The organism is Bacillus safensis (genome assembly GCF_039619585.1).
GTDB classification, from domain to species: domain Bacteria; phylum Bacillota; class Bacilli; order Bacillales; family Bacillaceae; genus Bacillus; species Bacillus safensis.
In genome coordinates this window covers 475,446-492,673 of the sequence record NZ_CP154909.1, presented here as the reverse complement: position 1 = coordinate 492,673, position 17,228 = coordinate 475,446, and the positions used below count along the sequence as shown (strand labels likewise).

Below are 17,228 nucleotides of genomic sequence, written 5' to 3'. Positions count from 1 at the left end.
TTTTTTATTGATTTGGCATTCTGTAAGTCACAGTCGCATCTTGATTGGCTTCAATCGTTTTCACAATGTCTTGAAGGACCTCTGCTGCACGATCGTTTGAGTCATACTTACCGAGCGTCTTCACCCAAGTATCGCTTCCTGCGATCATCCCTTCAATCTTTTTGCCGGCTACAGTGACTTCGTGGACATGAACGAAACTTTGCTGGTTTTGTGTGAAAATCCATAGCATGGTTTTAGCTCCTTTTTTGTGGTGATTGGATTAGTTTAACATGTAATTTCCAATTATGAGTGGGTGATTGGGTGTGCAAGTGCATTTTCAGTTTAAAAAACCTTGATATTTCGTAAAAAAATCAAGGTTAACATAGTATCGTAATCTTTTAGTTTTTATGTCATCATTTAGACGTTAAAATTACATAGGTTCTTTTACTGGCAAAGCTCCATTCATTATTCTTTTATTAATTGTTCACTTTCACTCATCAGACATAGCATCGTCGTAATCCTGTAATTCTTCCATTATTTCTTTTAATCGCTCAATACTATTGATCAATTCATCGTAAGAAATTTCTTGATAATTAAATATTCCTTCACCATATTCATCACTATCAAAGATTTTCACATCCGCTCCCAAATTCAGTAAAGCATCAACTAATTCCTTTAAATTTTCCATACTATCAATATCATTTGCATCCGTTTCGGAAAAAAAGTCCTTGTTTTCAATCCCACTTTTTATATCTGTAATTCCTAAACCGGTGTACTTTCTTAAAGGTAATACATATTTATTAATTGGACCTTTTGAGCTTATCTTAATAGCTATCTTACTCATATTTTTCCTCCCTATTAAAATTCCTCTAAATAATCTGGATTAACAGGTCTACCAGGTGCATTTTTGCTATAACTTCCTCCATGCCAACCCTTTAAATGTTCTCTTCCAGTCACAGGATAAATTAATTCTCCTCTATTACTGATATGTGGATAATTCATAGCATTGTAAGTATGGTGTCCGATAATGGATTTCCCATTATATTGTGGTTTTTTGCTTTTTAAAATCTCTTGTTTTTGTTCATTAGTCCAATTCCTTGTTGTAGATTCTCCATCTAAAATTCTTTTCTTTTCTTGTTTCCAGAATTCAGTAACCCCTGCAGCCCTTCTTTTGGAGAATCTTTTATCCCATTGATATCGTTTATACTCTTCCTTTGTAACAGTACGATTTTCAATCTTTTCCTTTATTTTCTTCTGCTGATTCCGACTTAACGATTTGTAAGGTGTAACTTTTGTAGTTAAATCTAATTCTACTTTCTGTACCCTCTGAGCAATAATTTCTTCACCTACTGCTACTTTTTTATTTCTCAAAGTTTTTTCTGTACTCTTAATCCCTATCTTCCCATGAAACCCTTTAGCCCCAAACGGCAAAAGCATCCCCAGAGCCGCGTTCATACTTGCTTCCTGCTGTTCTTTTGAGATCTTGTTTCCAAACATGTCTCGGCCTGTGATCGCTTCGCTGAAACCGTTGGTGGCGGTGAGACCATATAAGCCTTTTTGCGATGTTTTTAAGGCGTCAAAGGATTTTTGTGATGTCTTGTAAATATCGAACGCCCTGACTGCGGCTGATGTGGCTTGGGTCGTTTTATAGACAGCTTTTCCGCCTTTGAAAATACGGCCTGCCCAGCCGACGATTGGGATGTAGCCTGCGGCTGCCATGCCGCCTGCCGCGACTCGCTGGCCTGCGGTGAGTTCCTCGCCCGTGATTGGATCAACGCCTGTTGCTGCACGTTTTGCATCGTTCACACCTGTCAGTTCATTGACAATATTTCCACTGTAATCGAGGGCTTTTTCATACCAAGGGCGGTTGGCGAGTGCTTCTTGTTCCTTTGCGATCTTGCGGGCTTCTTCTTGTTCTTTTTTGATTTTCAGATATTCAGCAGTTTGCTTCTCAATATCGCTCTTTGCCTTGTAGATGTCGCTATTTTGATACGCTTTCTTGTCAAAATTCATAGGCGAAATCGCTTTTCCGTCATTTGTCGCATTGATCATTTCAGCGTACAATGCCATTGTAGCTTGCTGTTCCGTCTCTGACAAAGCATATTCATCTTTTAAATTTTGATCAAGCTCTCTCAGTTCTTTGACCGTTTTTTTTCGTTCATCTTCCGCATCTTCTATTTTTTCATCAAAGGTTTGGCTATCAAATACCTCTAGGGAAATGAGGTCATCAATGTCTTGAAAAATCGTTTTGAGTGCCTTTTTTTGATCCTTTACAATGCTTTTGGCGTTTTTGATGCCCATATGTACTGCGTTGTCTAAAAAGTGTTCCTCTATAAAGGTATCGCCGCCAAAGCTCGTATCATCCAGTGTCCCAGAAACACCTTCATGAAAGGCTTTTTGTTTATCAATGAAGCTGATAAACATGTCTACATTTCCAGCGAGCTCTTTATAGAAACTTTTAATATTATCGGCACCTTTCCCAGTGAAATCATCACCGAGGTTGGCAACACCTTGTAATGCCTTTTTTAAATCTACCATTTGTTCGCGGAGTTCTTGATAGTGTTTTGCCCTTGTGTCCATGGCACTTGTTAGTGCTTTTGCATCAAGTATCTTGCCCAGAAGAAGTCACTCCCCCCATTATTGATCATAAAGTCTATTTTACCTTTCTCAGCGAATTGGAAAAATAGGCTTTAAGTTACAAAAATAATTTCCATATATTTTTAGAGGAAATAAAACAAGTGATAATTGAAATGTTTTTTCCTTTCATTAAAAAAAGTCAGTCCTCTTTTGAGAGGACCGACTACATTTTGTTTAGAAAAAGCGTTTTAAACTTTTCTTGAGTGGAGGGATATCCAGCTCGCCTTTTTCGAAGAATTTTTTCAGTAAGTATTTACTAAAACCAGCTGCTTGTGTGTACGTAATTTTCCCAGGTAACGGCGGTTCATTGGTGACAGCAACATCAATAATGACGGGTTTATCTGATTGAAGGGCTGCACTAAAAGCTGGAGCTAGTTCTTCATGTGATGACACGGAGATTCCTTTGCCGCCGCATGCTTCTGCGAACTTAGCAAAATCAATATCTTCCAGCTCTATACCATAATTGATGTTTCCTTTTACCTGTTGTTCATATTCGATCATTCCAAGGTTGTTGTTGTTTAAGATCACAACAACGATCGGCAGTTTATATTTTACCGCTGTCACAAAGTCTTGCATGACCATTGTGAAGCCACCATCGCCGCAGACAGCAACCGCTTGACGATTCGGTTCATTTAACTTAGCAGAGATCGCTCCAGGCAAACCACAGCCCATTGTGGCAAGCCAGCTGGAGATGATGAAATCCTGCTGTTTCATTTCAAAATGGCGTGCCATCCATACGGTCACATTCCCTACATCAACAGAAAGAATGGCGTCGTCTTCAACTGCTTCTTCTAGTCTAGCAATGACTTGCTGCGGTTTAAGCGGTGATGTGGCAACGGATTTTTCCTTATCCATTTCTTCCCGCCATTTCATCATATGCTCTGTACAAGCTTCAAGGAAACCACGCTGCTCTTTATATTCAATGTAGGAGGTCAGTTCCTGCAAACCACTCTTGCTGTCACTCACGATTCCTACGTCTACTGGATATCTTTTACCGATTTGATCTGGTTTAATATCCAGTTGAATGGCAGGTGTGTCCTCTGGTAAGTAGTCTCTATATGGAAAAGAAGTTCCAAGCATAATTAAGAGGTCACACTCTTCCATTGCTTCATAAGCTGGCTTCGTTCCAATTTGACCTAGGTTTCCTAAAAAGTATGGATGCCTGTCTGGCACAACCCCTTTTGCAGGAAGTGTGATGACGATAGGTGCAGCAGCCTTTTCTGCAAATGAAAGAAGCTCTTCTTTTGCATTTCGTAATCCTTTACCTGCTAAGATGACCGGCTTCTTCGCATTGTTAATTAGCTGTGCTGCCTTTAGCAGTTGATCTTTCTTTGGCCGTACCTCTCCCTCAACATAAAGAGGAGATGTATAAACTGGCTTACGCTTAATTTTTTGAGAAAATAAGTCATCTGATACGGTGAGAACAGCCACCCCTTTATGGGTATAAGCTGCTTTAATGGCTTGATTCAATAAATCAGGCAGAGCTTCTGCTGTTTGTACCTGCTGATTAAAGACAGCGACGTCGTCAAACATCCGCTCTAATTTGATTTCTTGGAATGTGTCTCTTCCTACTTCATTCGACGCAACCTGCCCTGCAATTGCTAAAACGGGTGCGCCATCTGCTTTTGCATCGTATAGTCCATTTAATAAGTGGACAGCACCCGGTCCAGCGATGGATAAGCAGACACCGAGCTTACCTGTTAGTTTGGCATCAGCCGCCGCTGAGAGTGCCGCCACTTCTTCATGTCTCGTTTGTATAAATTGTATTTGGCTTGATTCATGCCTAAGCTCTTCAATCAATTCGTTTATGCTGTCGCCGGGCATTCCATAAATATGTTTTACGCCCCACTCTTCCAGTAGCGCTGTTACTTCTTTTCCTGCGGTTCTTTGCGGCATGTGAGAAAACTCCTTTTTTCTTACTCCATACCACCGCACCCTTTTGATCAAACGTTTCAACTTGCTGCTACTTTTTAAAATGATATGGAAGGGTGGCGACCACAATATCCCGTTTCCATAATAGACGGAACCTTAATAAAAAGGCAGATTGGTTATGCAAGATCGTATGCCATCTTTTTTTCGGGATAAATTGAGGCACGAGCACCATCACTTTATATTGATGCGCATTTGCTTTTGCCTCAACCGTTTCAAGAAATTTATCAAGCGGATGAATAAGACTTCGATAAGACGAATGCAATATCACAAGCCGCACACCGCTGTTCAGTTTTTCCCAATCCGCTTCAATTTTCTTATCCTTTTCTTTATCAAAGGATACATGAACTGCTATGACTTGATCTGATAAGGATTTTGCATATTGAACAGATTGCTCGACGACACGTGTTACACCGGCAATTGGCACGATGACCACATTTCCTTTAATCTCAACAGGCTCTGTTTCATTCATTAAACGCAGTTGTTCTCCAACAGACAGATAATGCTTTTTAATGGAATGAAAGATCAATAGCACAATTGGCATGAAAACAAATACTGGCCATACAAGATGGAACTTGGTCAAAATGAGAATCATGAGAACGGTGAAAGAAATCAGTGCTCCGACTATATTGATAGGCATTTTCGTTTTCCAGCCCTGCGGTTTTTCACGAATCCACTTCACACACATACCGGTCTGTGACAACGTAAATGGAATAAATACACCTACAGCATATAGCGGAATGAGGTGTTCCGTTTTCCCATCAAACAACCAAATGAGCAGCATAGAAGCTACACCTAAAAAGATAATGCCATTAGAATAACCGAGTCGATCCCCTCTTACAGTAAACATGCGCGGCATATATTTATCCTTTGCTAAGTTGACCGCCAATAAAGGAAAGGCGGAAAAGCCTGTGTTTGCCGCTAATATCAAGATTAAAGCTGTGACAGCTTGAATGACATAATAGAAAAATGTACGTCCAAATGTATCTGATGCAATTTGTGATACAACCGTTTCTTCTGGCTTTGGTGAGATGCCAAAACCAAACGCAAGCAATGTCACGCCAACAAATAATACAGCTAGTAATCCACCCATCATCAATAATGTTCTCGCTGCATTTTGTGCAGCTGGTTTTTTAAAGGATGGAATGGTATTTGAAATGGCTTCTACCCCAGTCAGTGCAGAACAGCCAGACGAAAATGCTTTTAATAAAAGAAACAATGTAATGCCAGGTACATGCGTGCCTATCGCTGTATGCTCAGGTGCTGGAGGAACGCCTCCTGTTAATAATTTAAAACCGCCGACTCCAATTAATATAAGGAGTGATATGACAAACAAGTATACGGGATAAGCCAAAATAGATGCCGATTCTGTCAATCCACGAAGGTTGAGCACCATAATCAAGATGACCAATACAATTGAAATCAGCACATGATATGGATATAGTGCCGGAAAAGCCGATGTGACGGCATCGGTACCCGCTGATATGCTCACTGCTACAGTCAAAATATAATCTACAAGCAATGATCCGCCAGCGACCAGTCCTGGTTTTTCACCTAAGTTTCTGCTAGAGACGACATAGGCTCCGCCGCCTTCTGGATAAGCATAAATAATCTGGCGGTAAGATAGAATTAACGCCATTAAAAGAATTAATACACAACCTGCAATCGGGAGTGAGTACCAAAATGCTGCTGCACTAACGACTGAAAGAACTATCAAGATTTGTTCTGTACCGTATGCAACGGATGACAATGCGTCTGATGACAATAATGCCAACGCTTTGATTTTTGATAGTTTTTGTTCTCCTGCTGCCTGTGATTTTAATGGTTTCCCAATTAAAATACGCTTCATCAAACTGTACATGTGATGCCCGCTCCTTTAGTGTCAAACGATTTAAGTTACAAAAGATGGATCGCCAAAAAGACACAGAGGCAATAGAATGCCCCTGCGTCTATTGTTTAGATCACAGGTTGGTCTTTGCTCTCTTTAACGCTTACGAGGTTAGCTGACGGATTCGGGCGCATGAGACTTTGCCCTACCTAAAAAGGATTCACCCCACGTGGTGTCCTGCACCACCAATGGTTCCCCCGCTCATCGAAATGATTCAGCGATTGGTCTTTTATAAAAGAGATCATACTCCCGTTTAACACCAAAGTAAAGACATTTTTTCAAGGTCTTTTGATCGTTTATCAATCAGTCTTTTTGCGGTTTTTTCGCACGAAATAAATAATCATCACGACCACAAAAATAATCAGTGCAGCGATACATGCAAAGTAAATCCAAGAATCATTGATGCCTTGCTTTTCATCTTTTGGGAGATCATTTGTTGTGCTGCTGACCGTTTGATGATTAGAGAACATGTCTTTGTTTTTGCTCTCGATTGCAACTGTTGCCGTTTCCGTATTTGTTTGCAGGAAATGAATCACTTCATGTGAAAGATCAGCGTCAGCTGCATTCATTCCGGAAAAGACGGTCATTGTTTGTTCTTTATTCCATACAGATGGCTGCGTCCATACAATACGAGCAGTCGTTTCATTGATCATGCCAAAGGAGGATACATCATACTGATCCTTTTTCACTGGAACGATGAGATCGTCTGCCTTTTCTTTTAAAAGAGAGAACGTTTGAATGCCCCCGATGAAAATGAGAGAGTGATCTTTCAATTGATCATTTGTCACATTTGAAGCTTCGATCAAATGATATTGGGCAGCTTCCGGCTGACTAAATGATTCTGTCAGCATCGCCATTTGATTGATCGTTTCTTGCTTGATTTGATCTGGCATGATGATCAATGTTTTTCCTTGCTGCGTTTTTGATGTGAAAGGAAGCGGCCATGCAGCTAAATCCGGTGTATCACTAGTCGTCCCTTCTGGTATTTGAAGAGAGCTGTTCTTATCAATGTAAATCCAGCCTTCTTCATCCGTATGTCTGCAGGCTTCCATGTTTTTAAAGCCTGTAGTAACAAATTGCAAATCAATATATTCGTTCTTTTGGAGTACTTGTGAATCTACTGGAATTGACACATGATAGAATCCATTCTCATCTTTGTTTCCTAGTTTTGTTAACGGTACGTCGTGCGGTTCGTTATTGATCATGACTGTTAAGCGTTCCGCTTTGTTCGCTGTATCAGATTTTTTAAATGATAGATTTAGTTTAGCTCCTGATTTTTGATGAGCGATCAATGCCTTTGGATAATAGTAATGATCAGATGCCGTCTTTTTGGTTCCAACCGTGACATCATCACCACCAAAATCTTTTAAACGAATTTGATGAGATGGTTTTGATGTTTTAACAGTAACCTTTTGAAGGAGTAAATCTGTCCCAGTGAGCTGACCTGTCAGTTCTGGTTGAGTCAGGACATTGATTTTTTCAGCAATTGTTTTTGGCTGCTTAGCAGTGACAAATAAAATGGGCTGTTCTTTTTTCTTTCCTGTCAAGGTTCTCACCGCTAACGTGAGCTGATCGCTTGCTGTTTTCATCTTTGCAGCTTGCTCGATCGATTTCACTCGTCCATCCCAGTTTCCTTTTGCTCCCACAGCAATGGTTGGATGAGCGATTTGCTTGAGGTCCTTTTCTTGGACGAGTTTGAGGTCTGCTTGGCGGTCTTTGTTTTTCAACGTCCGGTATACTTTCATAGCCGCTTCTAATTCAGCTGCTTCCGGTGAATTTGGAATCACAATATCTGTTTGTTCTTTCTGATCACCTGTTTGAATGAAAAATGAAGGGAAGCTGTCTAACGTCACGTCTTTCGTTTGAGTTCCTTTGAAATCCAGCTCACTTTCAGGATATACTTTCAGCCAATTGGCAGGTGTCTCTTGGTTGATACACACACCTTCTTTTAACACGCCATAAAATGTGAGCTGAATTTGATGAGAACCTTTTTTCAATTGCGCTTTGTTCAATTTGATTTGAATTGATTTCTTTTGATTTTTCCCTGATACGGGAATGGTCTTTTCAATCTCTCCATCAATCATGACTGTGAACGAAGATGGCGAAATAAGTAATGGTGAAGCCTCTATATTTAATGTAAGGGTGCTAGACTCAACTTTTCCTCTCTCTATTTGATAGGAAAATTCAGTGCGGTCTTCTTGTCCATACAAGGTTACTACATCTTCTGATAATGCTTGCGTTTCCGTTTGACTTCCTTTAGATGAGCGAATCCAGTCATCTTTCACTTGTACTCGATTTGATTGCGCCATTGCTTGACCCGCCATGAAAAAAGGCTGAATGGCAAGGGATATCATCAATATAAAAATCATCCATTTTACCGATTTCAATTTGTCACCCGCTTTTCTTTTGTTGTTGATCGTAACGCTCAGTTTTGTACCATTTCACTTCTTGTTTGAATAAACGGCTCTTTGCCTCTACACATAAGGAGTACACGACTAGCGCAATCCATACTTGAGAATAAGTGAAGTACATGAGCGCCACAATGAGTATATTTTGTTTGGTGAGCTCTGTTTTCTCAATACTTAGTGTAATCATCACTTCTGTTAGAAAGAGGAAGAAGGCCAATCCCCACAGGATCAGTGCAACAGCCCCTACAGATAAGTGAAGGTCAACAAATAGGTTCACGATAAAGATGCCATTTGAGAGCAGGACACCGAAGAAAAATAAGAAATACGTAAAGAAGAAATAAAACAAATCAAAAATCATTCGTTTTCGTTTCAGCTTCATAAACTGTTTCAAAAATTTGAGGACAACATATTGATTGCCTCGAGCCCAGCGCGTTCTTTGCCGCCACCAGACCTTCCATGTCTCAGGCTCTTGTTCCCATGTAATCGCAGCTGGGAAAAATCGAATGACATAGCCAAGGTTATAGACACGGATCGTTAATTCGGTGTCTTCAGCCAACGCATGAACATCCCAGCCGCCAAGCTCTTCTAAAATGTGCCGGCGGATGGCGAAGTTGGTGCCCGGTATTGTCGCAATGCCAAACCACTTCCATCTTCCGCCTTGCGCCATCCATTGAAAGCAGATGGTCTCAATATTAATAAATTTGGTCAGCAGATTTTTGGCTGCATTGATGACCCTGAATTTCCCGACAACAGCGCCTGCCTTTGGGTCATTCAATAAACCAAGAACCAAATGATAGACGGCCTTTTGTTCAGGCATGTTATCTGCATCGTATACGCAGATGACTTCTCCTGTTGAAGCCTTTAAGCCTTCATTCAGTGCAGTTGATTTTCCCTTTCCTGCAAATGGCGGTTTCGTTTCAATCATATGGACATGATCATATTGCTCACTGAATGACTGCACGATGTCCCCTGTGCCATCGGAGGAATTGTCATTAATCACAATGATTTCAAGGAGATGTTTAGGATAGGATAGCTGGACCATTGCTTTTAGCGTTTGCCGAATGACAACTTCTTCATTATGAGCAGGAATCAGAATGCTGACGGTCGGCAGTTCTTTCCCTTGTTTCGTCCATTCAGGCAGCACTTTTTCGTAGGTCAGGTAGTGCTGAAAGCCGCCCTGCATGAGAAACATGTGGTATAGGAGCATGATCCAAATCAGTATTAATGAAAGATAAAATAAGACATCAGCCACCTAATTTTCTCTCCTTAAAAATACGTTTTTTCATTGTCAGTCTTAAATACAATGTGTAAAAAGCAAATGCCGCAATAAACAGCATCACCACGACGGTGAGAATTCGCAGCATATTTTCCATGCCGCTTCGTTTAACTGTTGTGGTTTCCGCTCTATTGGATTGTTCTACATGAATATGTCCATCCCCTGATGTTTTGATCTGTACATGTGGTGTTTGGACTGTCTGTTTTGTTTTCTTTAAATCCAGCCATTCACTAGAAGGAATTGCATCCATCTGCGTCATCAGATTCTGCAATCCAGCTATTCCGGATTCCACATCATAGGACAGCCCGATTGCGGCTGATTGAAGATGCTGGATGGATTGAATCTTTTGTTCTGTTAAAATATTTGAACCTTCTTCGTCAGACGCTGGCTCTACTGATTGCTGAGGATATAAAGTCATGCCATGAAGCATGTCGGGTTTCGTCACGAGCGGCGGAGCACCGGCTGTTTTCCAAGTATGATCCGACAGCTGTACCTGTCCAAACAGACTGGACACATGCCTTGATATCACTTCGTAGCCTTGTTGAGATATGGCATCATGCGGCACCTCGAATGCCAGTGGATAGAGACCTTGCTGCGCAAGAAACTCAATGCCTTTTGTCAGTTTTTCTTCTGTATAGATGGTTTCTTGCTGCTGATTCGATCTCGTATAAGCATGGAAGTCTTTTTCATTCGAAAAATGGCTTTCACTTTGCTTCTTCTCAGCTTTTTTAGGGTCATTTGACGTAATGGACTGATCATTCTTTGCATCCCAGAACTCAAAGTCCTGACCAGAATCCTCCGTGCGATACGTACGGCTAAATCCATGGAGAATGATGCTGGCTCCATCGCTTTGCAATTGTTTTAACACTTTTACAAGCTTCGGGCGGTCACTCAGTGTCACTTCATCGCCTGTTGTTCGATCCACCCAAACAGGGGTTACCGCTATTAGAAACGGAATATGCTGAGTGGATACGTATTGTCCAAGCTCAAGCAGCTTCTTTTCGTCAGTGACAGGACTGATGTTCCCAAGCCTTAAGTATTTTGTGGTCAGTTGATTAGAAGAAGGAAGGCGTTTTTCTAGCACTTCTGCAAGAAGCTCGCTGTGCTGCACGACATTTAGGATTCCAATATAGGCGGCACCTTCCTTTGTTTGAATCACAAATGGAAGATCAGCTTTATGTTTTTTCAATAGAAATTCCCTTTGCAAGTCTGCCCCTTGAACCGTTAACGCACTGATCCTTTTCTCTAGCTGACGGTATGCTTTATCATCTGTATATTTGATTTGACTCGTGTGATCTTGTTTGTGAAAAGTAAGCGCGGAAAATGGGCGCAGCTGTTCCGCATTGTATCCAATGGCTATGATCTTCTGTGCTTCGTTCATTACACGAATGGTCTGTTTTGGTAAGGTTCTCTTTATTTCCCCTAGATAGATGACTTGCTGAAATTCGCTGATCTTCTTTTCAGCCAAATGTTCATCAGATACAATCGTCGTCTGTTTGGAAAAATGTCCAGCGAGTAGATCCAGCATATGCACTGCTGGAGTCGCTTCTCCTGAATCTGTTGAATAAACGATCAGGGTATCTGGCTTGGCAAGAGCGTCGGCTGAAGCCATGTATTGAAACGAAAGAATCAAAAAGAGAGCAATCATCAAGCAGCATTTCATCAAAGAATTAAAGTTCATTCATCATCATCTCTTTTTCTAGTTCTTCTAAAAATTGTTCTGGCGTGCGATAATCCGAACTGCTTGTTAAATGACAGACATGAAATGTCAAGGTGACTTCACGGCCGTTTAACAGCACATGCTTTTTCAATTTATCCTTTAGCTTCTCAAGGACGACAGAGACATTTTCTTCTGGTGTGTGAGTAAGCAGCAGGCCTATTCGTTCTTCAGATAATCGAAATTTCTTATCGGTTTCTCTGACACTTTCGCGAATCTTGTTACTTAATTGCTGAAATAGGTGCTGCATTTCTTTTTCTCCATATAACGATTTGAATTCTGCTGCATAATGAATGTGAAGAAGGATAAATACGAATGGCTGTTTGTAGCGTTCTGCCCGTTTCATTTCCTCAGACAATTCCAGCCTCATCCGTTCTGCATTGTCAAATCCAGTGGTGGAGTCAATCGCCACAAATTGTTTCATAGCCTGCTTTTGTTGTTCAATGGTTTGCCGCATCGTCTTAATCCGCTCATGCAAGCTTCCTGCTGAAATCGCGAAAAAGAGGAGGGCTGCGCCCCAAATCACCACATCTTGCAATGTTTGATTGGTAAAGAAGGGGGTTGTGTGGCCAAGCTCTGTAAAGAACATAGCACTTCCTATAAAGAACAACATCAGCAAGGTAAAAATTAATGCTGGTAAGATGCCAAATAAAATCCCGCATCCTAACACGACAAAAGTCAGTGTGATCATCAAAAAGCTCTCTGCATCATGTACGCCAAGGTAGCCCATAAACAAAATAAGACCTGCAAACGTGAGGAGCAGAGAATAATATAAACGATACGTATTACTGAATAACCGATTCATTAAAAAGCTCCCTTTCTGCAATGAGAGGCAATAAATTGTCAAATGAGTGTGTGTCTTTTTCGTTCATGTACCCTCCATAATAATCCTTGAGAGGATCTTGAATTTGTAATTCTTTCATGCGGTCATACACCTCTTTTGCGAATTCCGGTTCGTTTTGTTTAAGAGCATACAAGATGACCAGCGCATATACAGAAGGCGATTCATACGTCACTGCTGGCTGCAATGTGCTCAGTTTATATCTACCGTACAATTTTCCTTCTTTTGTAAAAGTCGTTTTAAGCCATTTCATGATCGCGGACGTATTCACCTTTGCACGATCGGCATGTAGAGCCGTATAGAGTTGATCAATCATATTGATTTCTCGATCAAATGAATAGGCTTTTTTCTTTATGTCATAGGATTTAGGAAAGAATCCTTTTTTTCTCGGTGCTTGTTTTAGAATGGCCAATTGGTTACTCGTCATTTGTTTCGTGAATATTTTGAGGGATTCCAATTCTTTGATTGCTTTTGGGTCTAAATATGAGAGTGTGATTGTGTGTGAAGTTCGATTTGTTGATGCATCATAATAATCGGACAAGATGCCTCTATACATATTTTTGTCTTTTAACGCTTGTGCGATTTCTTTTGCTGTTGTTTGATACGCTGTATTCTTCCATAAACGATCTGCCTTTTGAAGTGCCGCCACTACCCGTAAATCATCAACTAGAGCATTAGCCTTACTTTTTTGATCAGATTCGATTTGCCAGCTGAGAAGATGATGGTCTAGTAAAAATTCATCTTGCAGGACACCAAATTGTTGGTCAAACGAATTTTGGTCTTTTTTTCGAACAAGATAATCCATCCAAAGCCCCAGCGATTCGGATAAGTAGATGTGCTGCTCTGCAAATGAAGTGCGGATCAAGCCTTGATCTGTCATGAGGTGATGAGTAATAAAATATTCTCCGGGCAATACTGGCTGTGGTGATACTGGATAAGCTGATTCCGTCTGCTGCTTCCAGGTACATCCACCTAGTAGAATGACAATGAGTAAAACAATACCTATGCGATGTATGGGTGTATCCATTCGTGTCCCCTTTCAACTCCCGTTCTCTTAGCATTCTAACGATTTATTATAGATTGTTTCTGTTTAAATTTAAATAAATATTTTATACCAAATTACGAGTCTTTTCGCATAGACATTCCCATTTTCAGAAAAACAATATGTCGATATGCTTGATTACATTGGAAAACCCATGCGTTTCCGCATGGGTTTTTATAATACTATTGATCTAATTTTAATTTCTTTAATTGCTCAGCCAGTGCGTTATTGATTGGTTCTTCCACTTTCTTTTGTTTCTTCATATATTTAGACACATCGTGCTTACTGGCTTTCTTTTGATTGGATTGTGATTTGCGTTTTTCGAAAACAGACAGTTTTTCTCTATGGCCGCACACACAAGCAAAGATTTTGCCATCGCCTTCTCCGCGCAGCTCGAGCTTTTTATGACAGTTCGGGCAGCGTGCGTTTGTTTTCTTCGCCACATTTTTACGGTGGCCGCATTCTCGGTCTTGGCACACGAGCATTGTGCCATGTTTTCCGTTTACTTTCAGCATCAGTTTTCCGCAGTCCGGACAATGGGTGCCAGTGACATTGTCATGCTTAAAGGTTTGGTTCGTTTGTTTGATTTCAGATACGGCTTGTTTTGCATAGGACTTCATTTCACTCATGAATTGAGAAGCCTTCAGCTGTCCTTTTGCGATTTTAGAAAGCTTTTGTTCCCATTCCGCTGTTAACGCAGGAGACTTTAAGTCTTCAGGCACTAAGGAGAGCAGCTGCTTCCCTTTCGATGTGATGAAAATGTCTTTGCCCTTTTTCTCAATTAAGAAACTGTTAAACAGTTTTTCAATGATATCGGCTCTTGTGGCCACTGTCCCTAGTCCGCCTGTTTCACCAAGGGTTTTCACTAAATCCTTTTCCTGATTCTGCATAAATGCAGCTGGGTTCTCCATAGCAGATAGCAGGGTTGCTTCATTAAAACGAGCAGGAGGTTTCGTTTCTCCTTTTGTTTCTTTCAGCTGGCGTACTTCAAGTGATTGCCCTTCGGAAAGTACCGGCAGATGCTGATCTGCTTCGGCTGATTCCTCGTCTTCATAGGATTCATCGTACACAGCTTTCCAGCCGGCTGATTGCACAGTTTTTCCTTTTGCTGTGAATGTTTCACTGCCTATTTTGGCGATCACCGTTGTTTCCTCGTATTCAAAAGGATTCATGAGTACAGCAAGGAATCGTTTGGCAATCAGATCATATAATTTACGCTCTTTATCACTTAATGCACCAGGATACAGTTCTTCCTCGGTTGGAATGATCGCATGGTGATCTGACACTTTTGCATCGTTGACAAAGCCTTTGTGTGCTTTCACGCCTGATTGTAAAATGCGGTTCACATGCTGAGCGTACGGTCTGACATTCATTCCTTTTAATCGATCTTTTAATGTAGGAACGATATCCGCTGAAATAAATCGTGAATCTGTACGCGGATATGTTACAAGCTTATGCTGCTCATACAACCGCTGAAGCGTAGATAATGTTTCTTTTGCTGAGAAGCCGTAGCGTTTATGCGCATCACGCTGCAATTCAGTCAAGTCGTACAGCCCTGGAGCAAAAGCTTTTTTCGCTGTTTTTTTCAATGCATCGATCACTGCTGGTTTTCCTTTGCAGCCTGCCAAGCGCTCTTTTATGACATTCTCTTGGAATGTGCGGTTTTGCTTTGTTTTGGCATCCTGCCACGTCAAGGTAAGTCCATCTACTTGTGCAGTCATTCCATAAAACGGCTTCGGCTGGAATTGCTGAATGTCTTCTTCTCGTTTGGCGATCATGGCAATCGTTGGTGTTTGTACCCGTCCGCAGGAAAGCTGCGCATTGAACTTGGTCGTCAGCGCTCTTGTTGCGTTGATCCCTACAATCCAGTCTGCCTCAGCACGTGCAACCGCTGAGCGGTACAGATTATCATATTCTCTGCCGTCTTTTAGTCGTTTGAAGCCTTCTTGAATGGCTTTGTCCGTAACAGATGAGATCCATAGTCGTTTTAGCGGCTTTTTCACATGCGCTTTTTCAAGAATCCATCTTGCGACAAGCTCCCCTTCACGTCCAGCATCTGTTGCGATGACAATGTCTTTTACATCTTTTCTTGCAAGCTGTGCTTTTACTGCTTGGAATTGTTTTCCTGTCTTTTTCATGACGACAAGCTTGAGCGGCTCTGGAATGATCGGCAAATCCTCTAAACGCCAGGATTGAAATTCTTTTCCGTAGCCTTCTGGATCAGCCAGTGTGACCAAATGGCCAAGGGCCCACGTGACAATGTATTGATCTCCTTCTAAAAAACCATTTCCTTTTTTATGACACTTCAATACACGCGCTAAGTCACGTCCTACTGAAGGTTTCTCTGCTAATACAACTGTTTTTGACACTAGATTTCACATCTCTTTCTTCTATCCATCCTTTTATTATAGCAGACGTGGAGATGCGGTTCTAATGACGGATTATTTCTTCAAACGCGTGATAATTTCGTTTGTGATTTCTTGTGTTTGATAAGCCCCGCCGATGTCTGCCGTTAAAAAGCCGTCTGCTGTGACTGACTCGATGATTTCGAGCAGGTGTGTACCTAGTTCTTCCTCTCCGAAATGATCAAGCATGAGTTTAGCGGTCCAAATTTGACCGATTGGGTTGGCAATTCCTTTCCCTGCAATGTCTGGGGCTGATCCGTGTACAGGCTCAAACATGGATGGATATTTGCCATTTACATTGATGTTGGCGGCAGGCGCCACGCCAATACTTCCCATAATCGCAGCCCCAAGATCAGTTAAAATATCGCCAAATAAATTGCTGGCAACAATCACATCGAATTTCTCTGGTCTTGTCACAAAGAAGGCTGAGAGCGCATCAATGTGCTGCGAGTCTGCTGTCACCTCTGGATAATCCTTTGCTACGTCTTGAAACACTTCATCCCAAAATGGCATTGTATGAACAATTCCATTCGATTTGGTTGCACTTGTCACATGCTTTCGTCTTTTTTCTGCTAATTGAAAAGCAAAGCGCATGGCTCTCTCTGTCCCTTTTCTGGAGAAAACAGCATTTTGAATGGCAAGCTGATCTTCCCCTTGATAGATGCGGCCTCCGATTTCACTATATTCGCCTTCACCGTTTTCTCTTACAACAAGAAGATCGAAATCCTTTGGCTGAGCAAGCGGGGAGCGAATACCGCTCAGCTGTTTTGCAGGTCTAACGTTAATCACCTGCTCAAATTCACGTCTAATTTTAATCAGCAATCCCCAAAGCGATACATGATCCGGCACTAAATTGGCATCTCCGACTGCCCCTAAGAAAATACTGTCAAAGGCTTTCAGTTGTTCCAATCCATCCTTTGGCATCATTTCGCCATACTCTAAATAATATTCACAGCTCCACGGAAAATCCTGAAAGGTGAAAGACAGCCCGCCATGCACATCTGATATCGCTTTCAAAACTCGGATGGCTTCAGGCACAACTTCCTTTCCAACCCCGTCTCCTGGAATTGCTGCAATTGAAACATGCTTCATTGATTTTTCCCCCT

Annotated in this window: 12 protein-coding genes and 1 riboswitch; all 12 genes read right to left on the bottom strand. The window is 41.4% G+C overall.

The window, feature by feature from the left end; all coding sequences use genetic code 11:
* Positions 1-4 precede the first annotated feature (4 nt).
* Positions 5-229: a hypothetical protein gene (locus AAYR28_RS02340; RefSeq protein ID WP_034283982.1), complete on the bottom strand. Its 225-nt coding sequence runs from the start codon at positions 227-229 to the stop codon at positions 5-7.
* A 240-nt stretch (positions 230-469) separates the two neighbouring features.
* Entirely contained in the window at positions 470-823 is a 354-nt protein-coding gene (locus AAYR28_RS02335) for a hypothetical protein (RefSeq protein ID WP_024425366.1), read from the bottom strand.
* A gap of 14 nt (positions 824-837) precedes the next feature.
* Positions 838-2,598: a T7SS effector LXG polymorphic toxin gene (locus tag AAYR28_RS02330; protein ID WP_345808982.1), complete on the bottom strand. Its 1,761-nt coding sequence runs from the start codon at positions 2,596-2,598 to the stop codon at positions 838-840.
* Positions 2,599-2,790: 192 nt separating this feature from the next.
* Complete coding sequence (locus AAYR28_RS02325) at positions 2,791-4,512, bottom strand: pyruvate oxidase (RefSeq protein WP_034283856.1); 1,722 nt, start codon at positions 4,510-4,512, stop codon at positions 2,791-2,793.
* A 67-nt stretch (positions 4,513-4,579) separates the two neighbouring features.
* On the bottom strand, positions 4,580-6,406 hold the full coding sequence (locus AAYR28_RS02320) for an APC family permease (protein WP_034283853.1): 1,827 nt from the start codon (positions 6,404-6,406) through the stop codon (positions 4,580-4,582).
* Positions 6,407-6,518: 112 nt separating this feature from the next.
* Positions 6,519-6,663, bottom strand: a riboswitch (cyclic di-AMP (ydaO/yuaA leader).
* A gap of 69 nt (positions 6,664-6,732) precedes the next feature.
* Positions 6,733-8,820 carry a cellulose biosynthesis cyclic di-GMP-binding regulatory protein BcsB gene (locus tag AAYR28_RS02315; RefSeq protein ID WP_061110672.1) on the bottom strand — a complete coding sequence of 696 codons (2,088 nt, stop codon included), beginning with the start codon at positions 8,818-8,820 and terminating at the stop codon, positions 6,733-6,735.
* A 4-nt stretch (positions 8,821-8,824) separates the two neighbouring features.
* A complete protein-coding gene (locus AAYR28_RS02310) occupies positions 8,825-10,048 on the bottom strand; it encodes a glycosyltransferase family 2 protein (RefSeq protein ID WP_175579069.1) in 1,224 nt (407 codons plus the stop codon).
* 37 nt (positions 10,049-10,085) lie between these two features.
* The gene (locus AAYR28_RS02305; protein WP_046313945.1) at positions 10,086-11,798 is read right to left on the bottom strand and encodes a DUF2334 domain-containing protein; all 1,713 of its coding nucleotides are present in this window, start codon (positions 11,796-11,798) and stop codon (positions 10,086-10,088) included.
* Positions 11,788-12,639, bottom strand: a complete 852-nt coding sequence (locus AAYR28_RS02300) for a diguanylate cyclase domain-containing protein (protein ID WP_046313943.1) — start codon at positions 12,637-12,639, stop codon at positions 11,788-11,790. The genes AAYR28_RS02305 and AAYR28_RS02300 overlap by 11 nt, the downstream gene beginning before the upstream one ends.
* The gene (locus AAYR28_RS02295; protein WP_061110671.1) at positions 12,620-13,702 is read right to left on the bottom strand and encodes a glycosyl hydrolase family 8; all 1,083 of its coding nucleotides are present in this window, start codon (positions 13,700-13,702) and stop codon (positions 12,620-12,622) included. The genes AAYR28_RS02300 and AAYR28_RS02295 overlap by 20 nt, the downstream gene beginning before the upstream one ends.
* A 197-nt stretch (positions 13,703-13,899) precedes the next feature.
* Positions 13,900-16,086: a DNA topoisomerase III gene (locus AAYR28_RS02290; protein ID WP_041116726.1), complete on the bottom strand. Its 2,187-nt coding sequence runs from the start codon at positions 16,084-16,086 to the stop codon at positions 13,900-13,902.
* 72 nt (positions 16,087-16,158) lie between these two features.
* Positions 16,159-17,214 (bottom strand): tartrate dehydrogenase, encoded by a 1,056-nt coding sequence (locus tag AAYR28_RS02285; protein WP_061110670.1) that lies wholly within the window; start codon positions 17,212-17,214, stop codon positions 16,159-16,161.
* Between the last annotated feature and the right edge of the window lie 14 nt (positions 17,215-17,228).

Bases quoted from the DNA above. Each gene is read 5' to 3' on its own strand.
- AAYR28_RS02320 (WP_034283853.1), bottom strand. From the start codon at position 6,406: ATGTACAGTTTGATGAAGCGTATTTTAATTGGGAAACCATTAAAATCA.
- AAYR28_RS02295 (WP_061110671.1), bottom strand. From the start codon at position 13,702: ATGGATACACCCATACATCGCATAGGTATTGTTTTACTCATTGTCATT.
- AAYR28_RS02300 (WP_046313943.1), bottom strand. From the start codon at position 12,639: ATGAATCGGTTATTCAGTAATACGTATCGTTTATATTATTCTCTGCTC.
- AAYR28_RS02310 (WP_175579069.1), bottom strand. From the start codon at position 10,048: ATGCTCCTATACCACATGTTTCTCATGCAGGGCGGCTTTCAGCACTAC.
- AAYR28_RS02325 (WP_034283856.1), bottom strand. From the start codon at position 4,512: ATGCCGCAAAGAACCGCAGGAAAAGAAGTAACAGCGCTACTGGAAGAG.
- AAYR28_RS02340 (WP_034283982.1), bottom strand. From the start codon at position 229: ATGCTATGGATTTTCACACAAAACCAGCAAAGTTTCGTTCATGTCCAC.
- AAYR28_RS02335 (WP_024425366.1), bottom strand. From the start codon at position 823: ATGAGTAAGATAGCTATTAAGATAAGCTCAAAAGGTCCAATTAATAAA.
- AAYR28_RS02285 (WP_061110670.1), bottom strand. From the start codon at position 17,214: ATGAAGCATGTTTCAATTGCAGCAATTCCAGGAGACGGGGTTGGAAAG.
- AAYR28_RS02305 (WP_046313945.1), bottom strand. From the start codon at position 11,798: ATGAACTTTAATTCTTTGATGAAATGCTGCTTGATGATTGCTCTCTTT.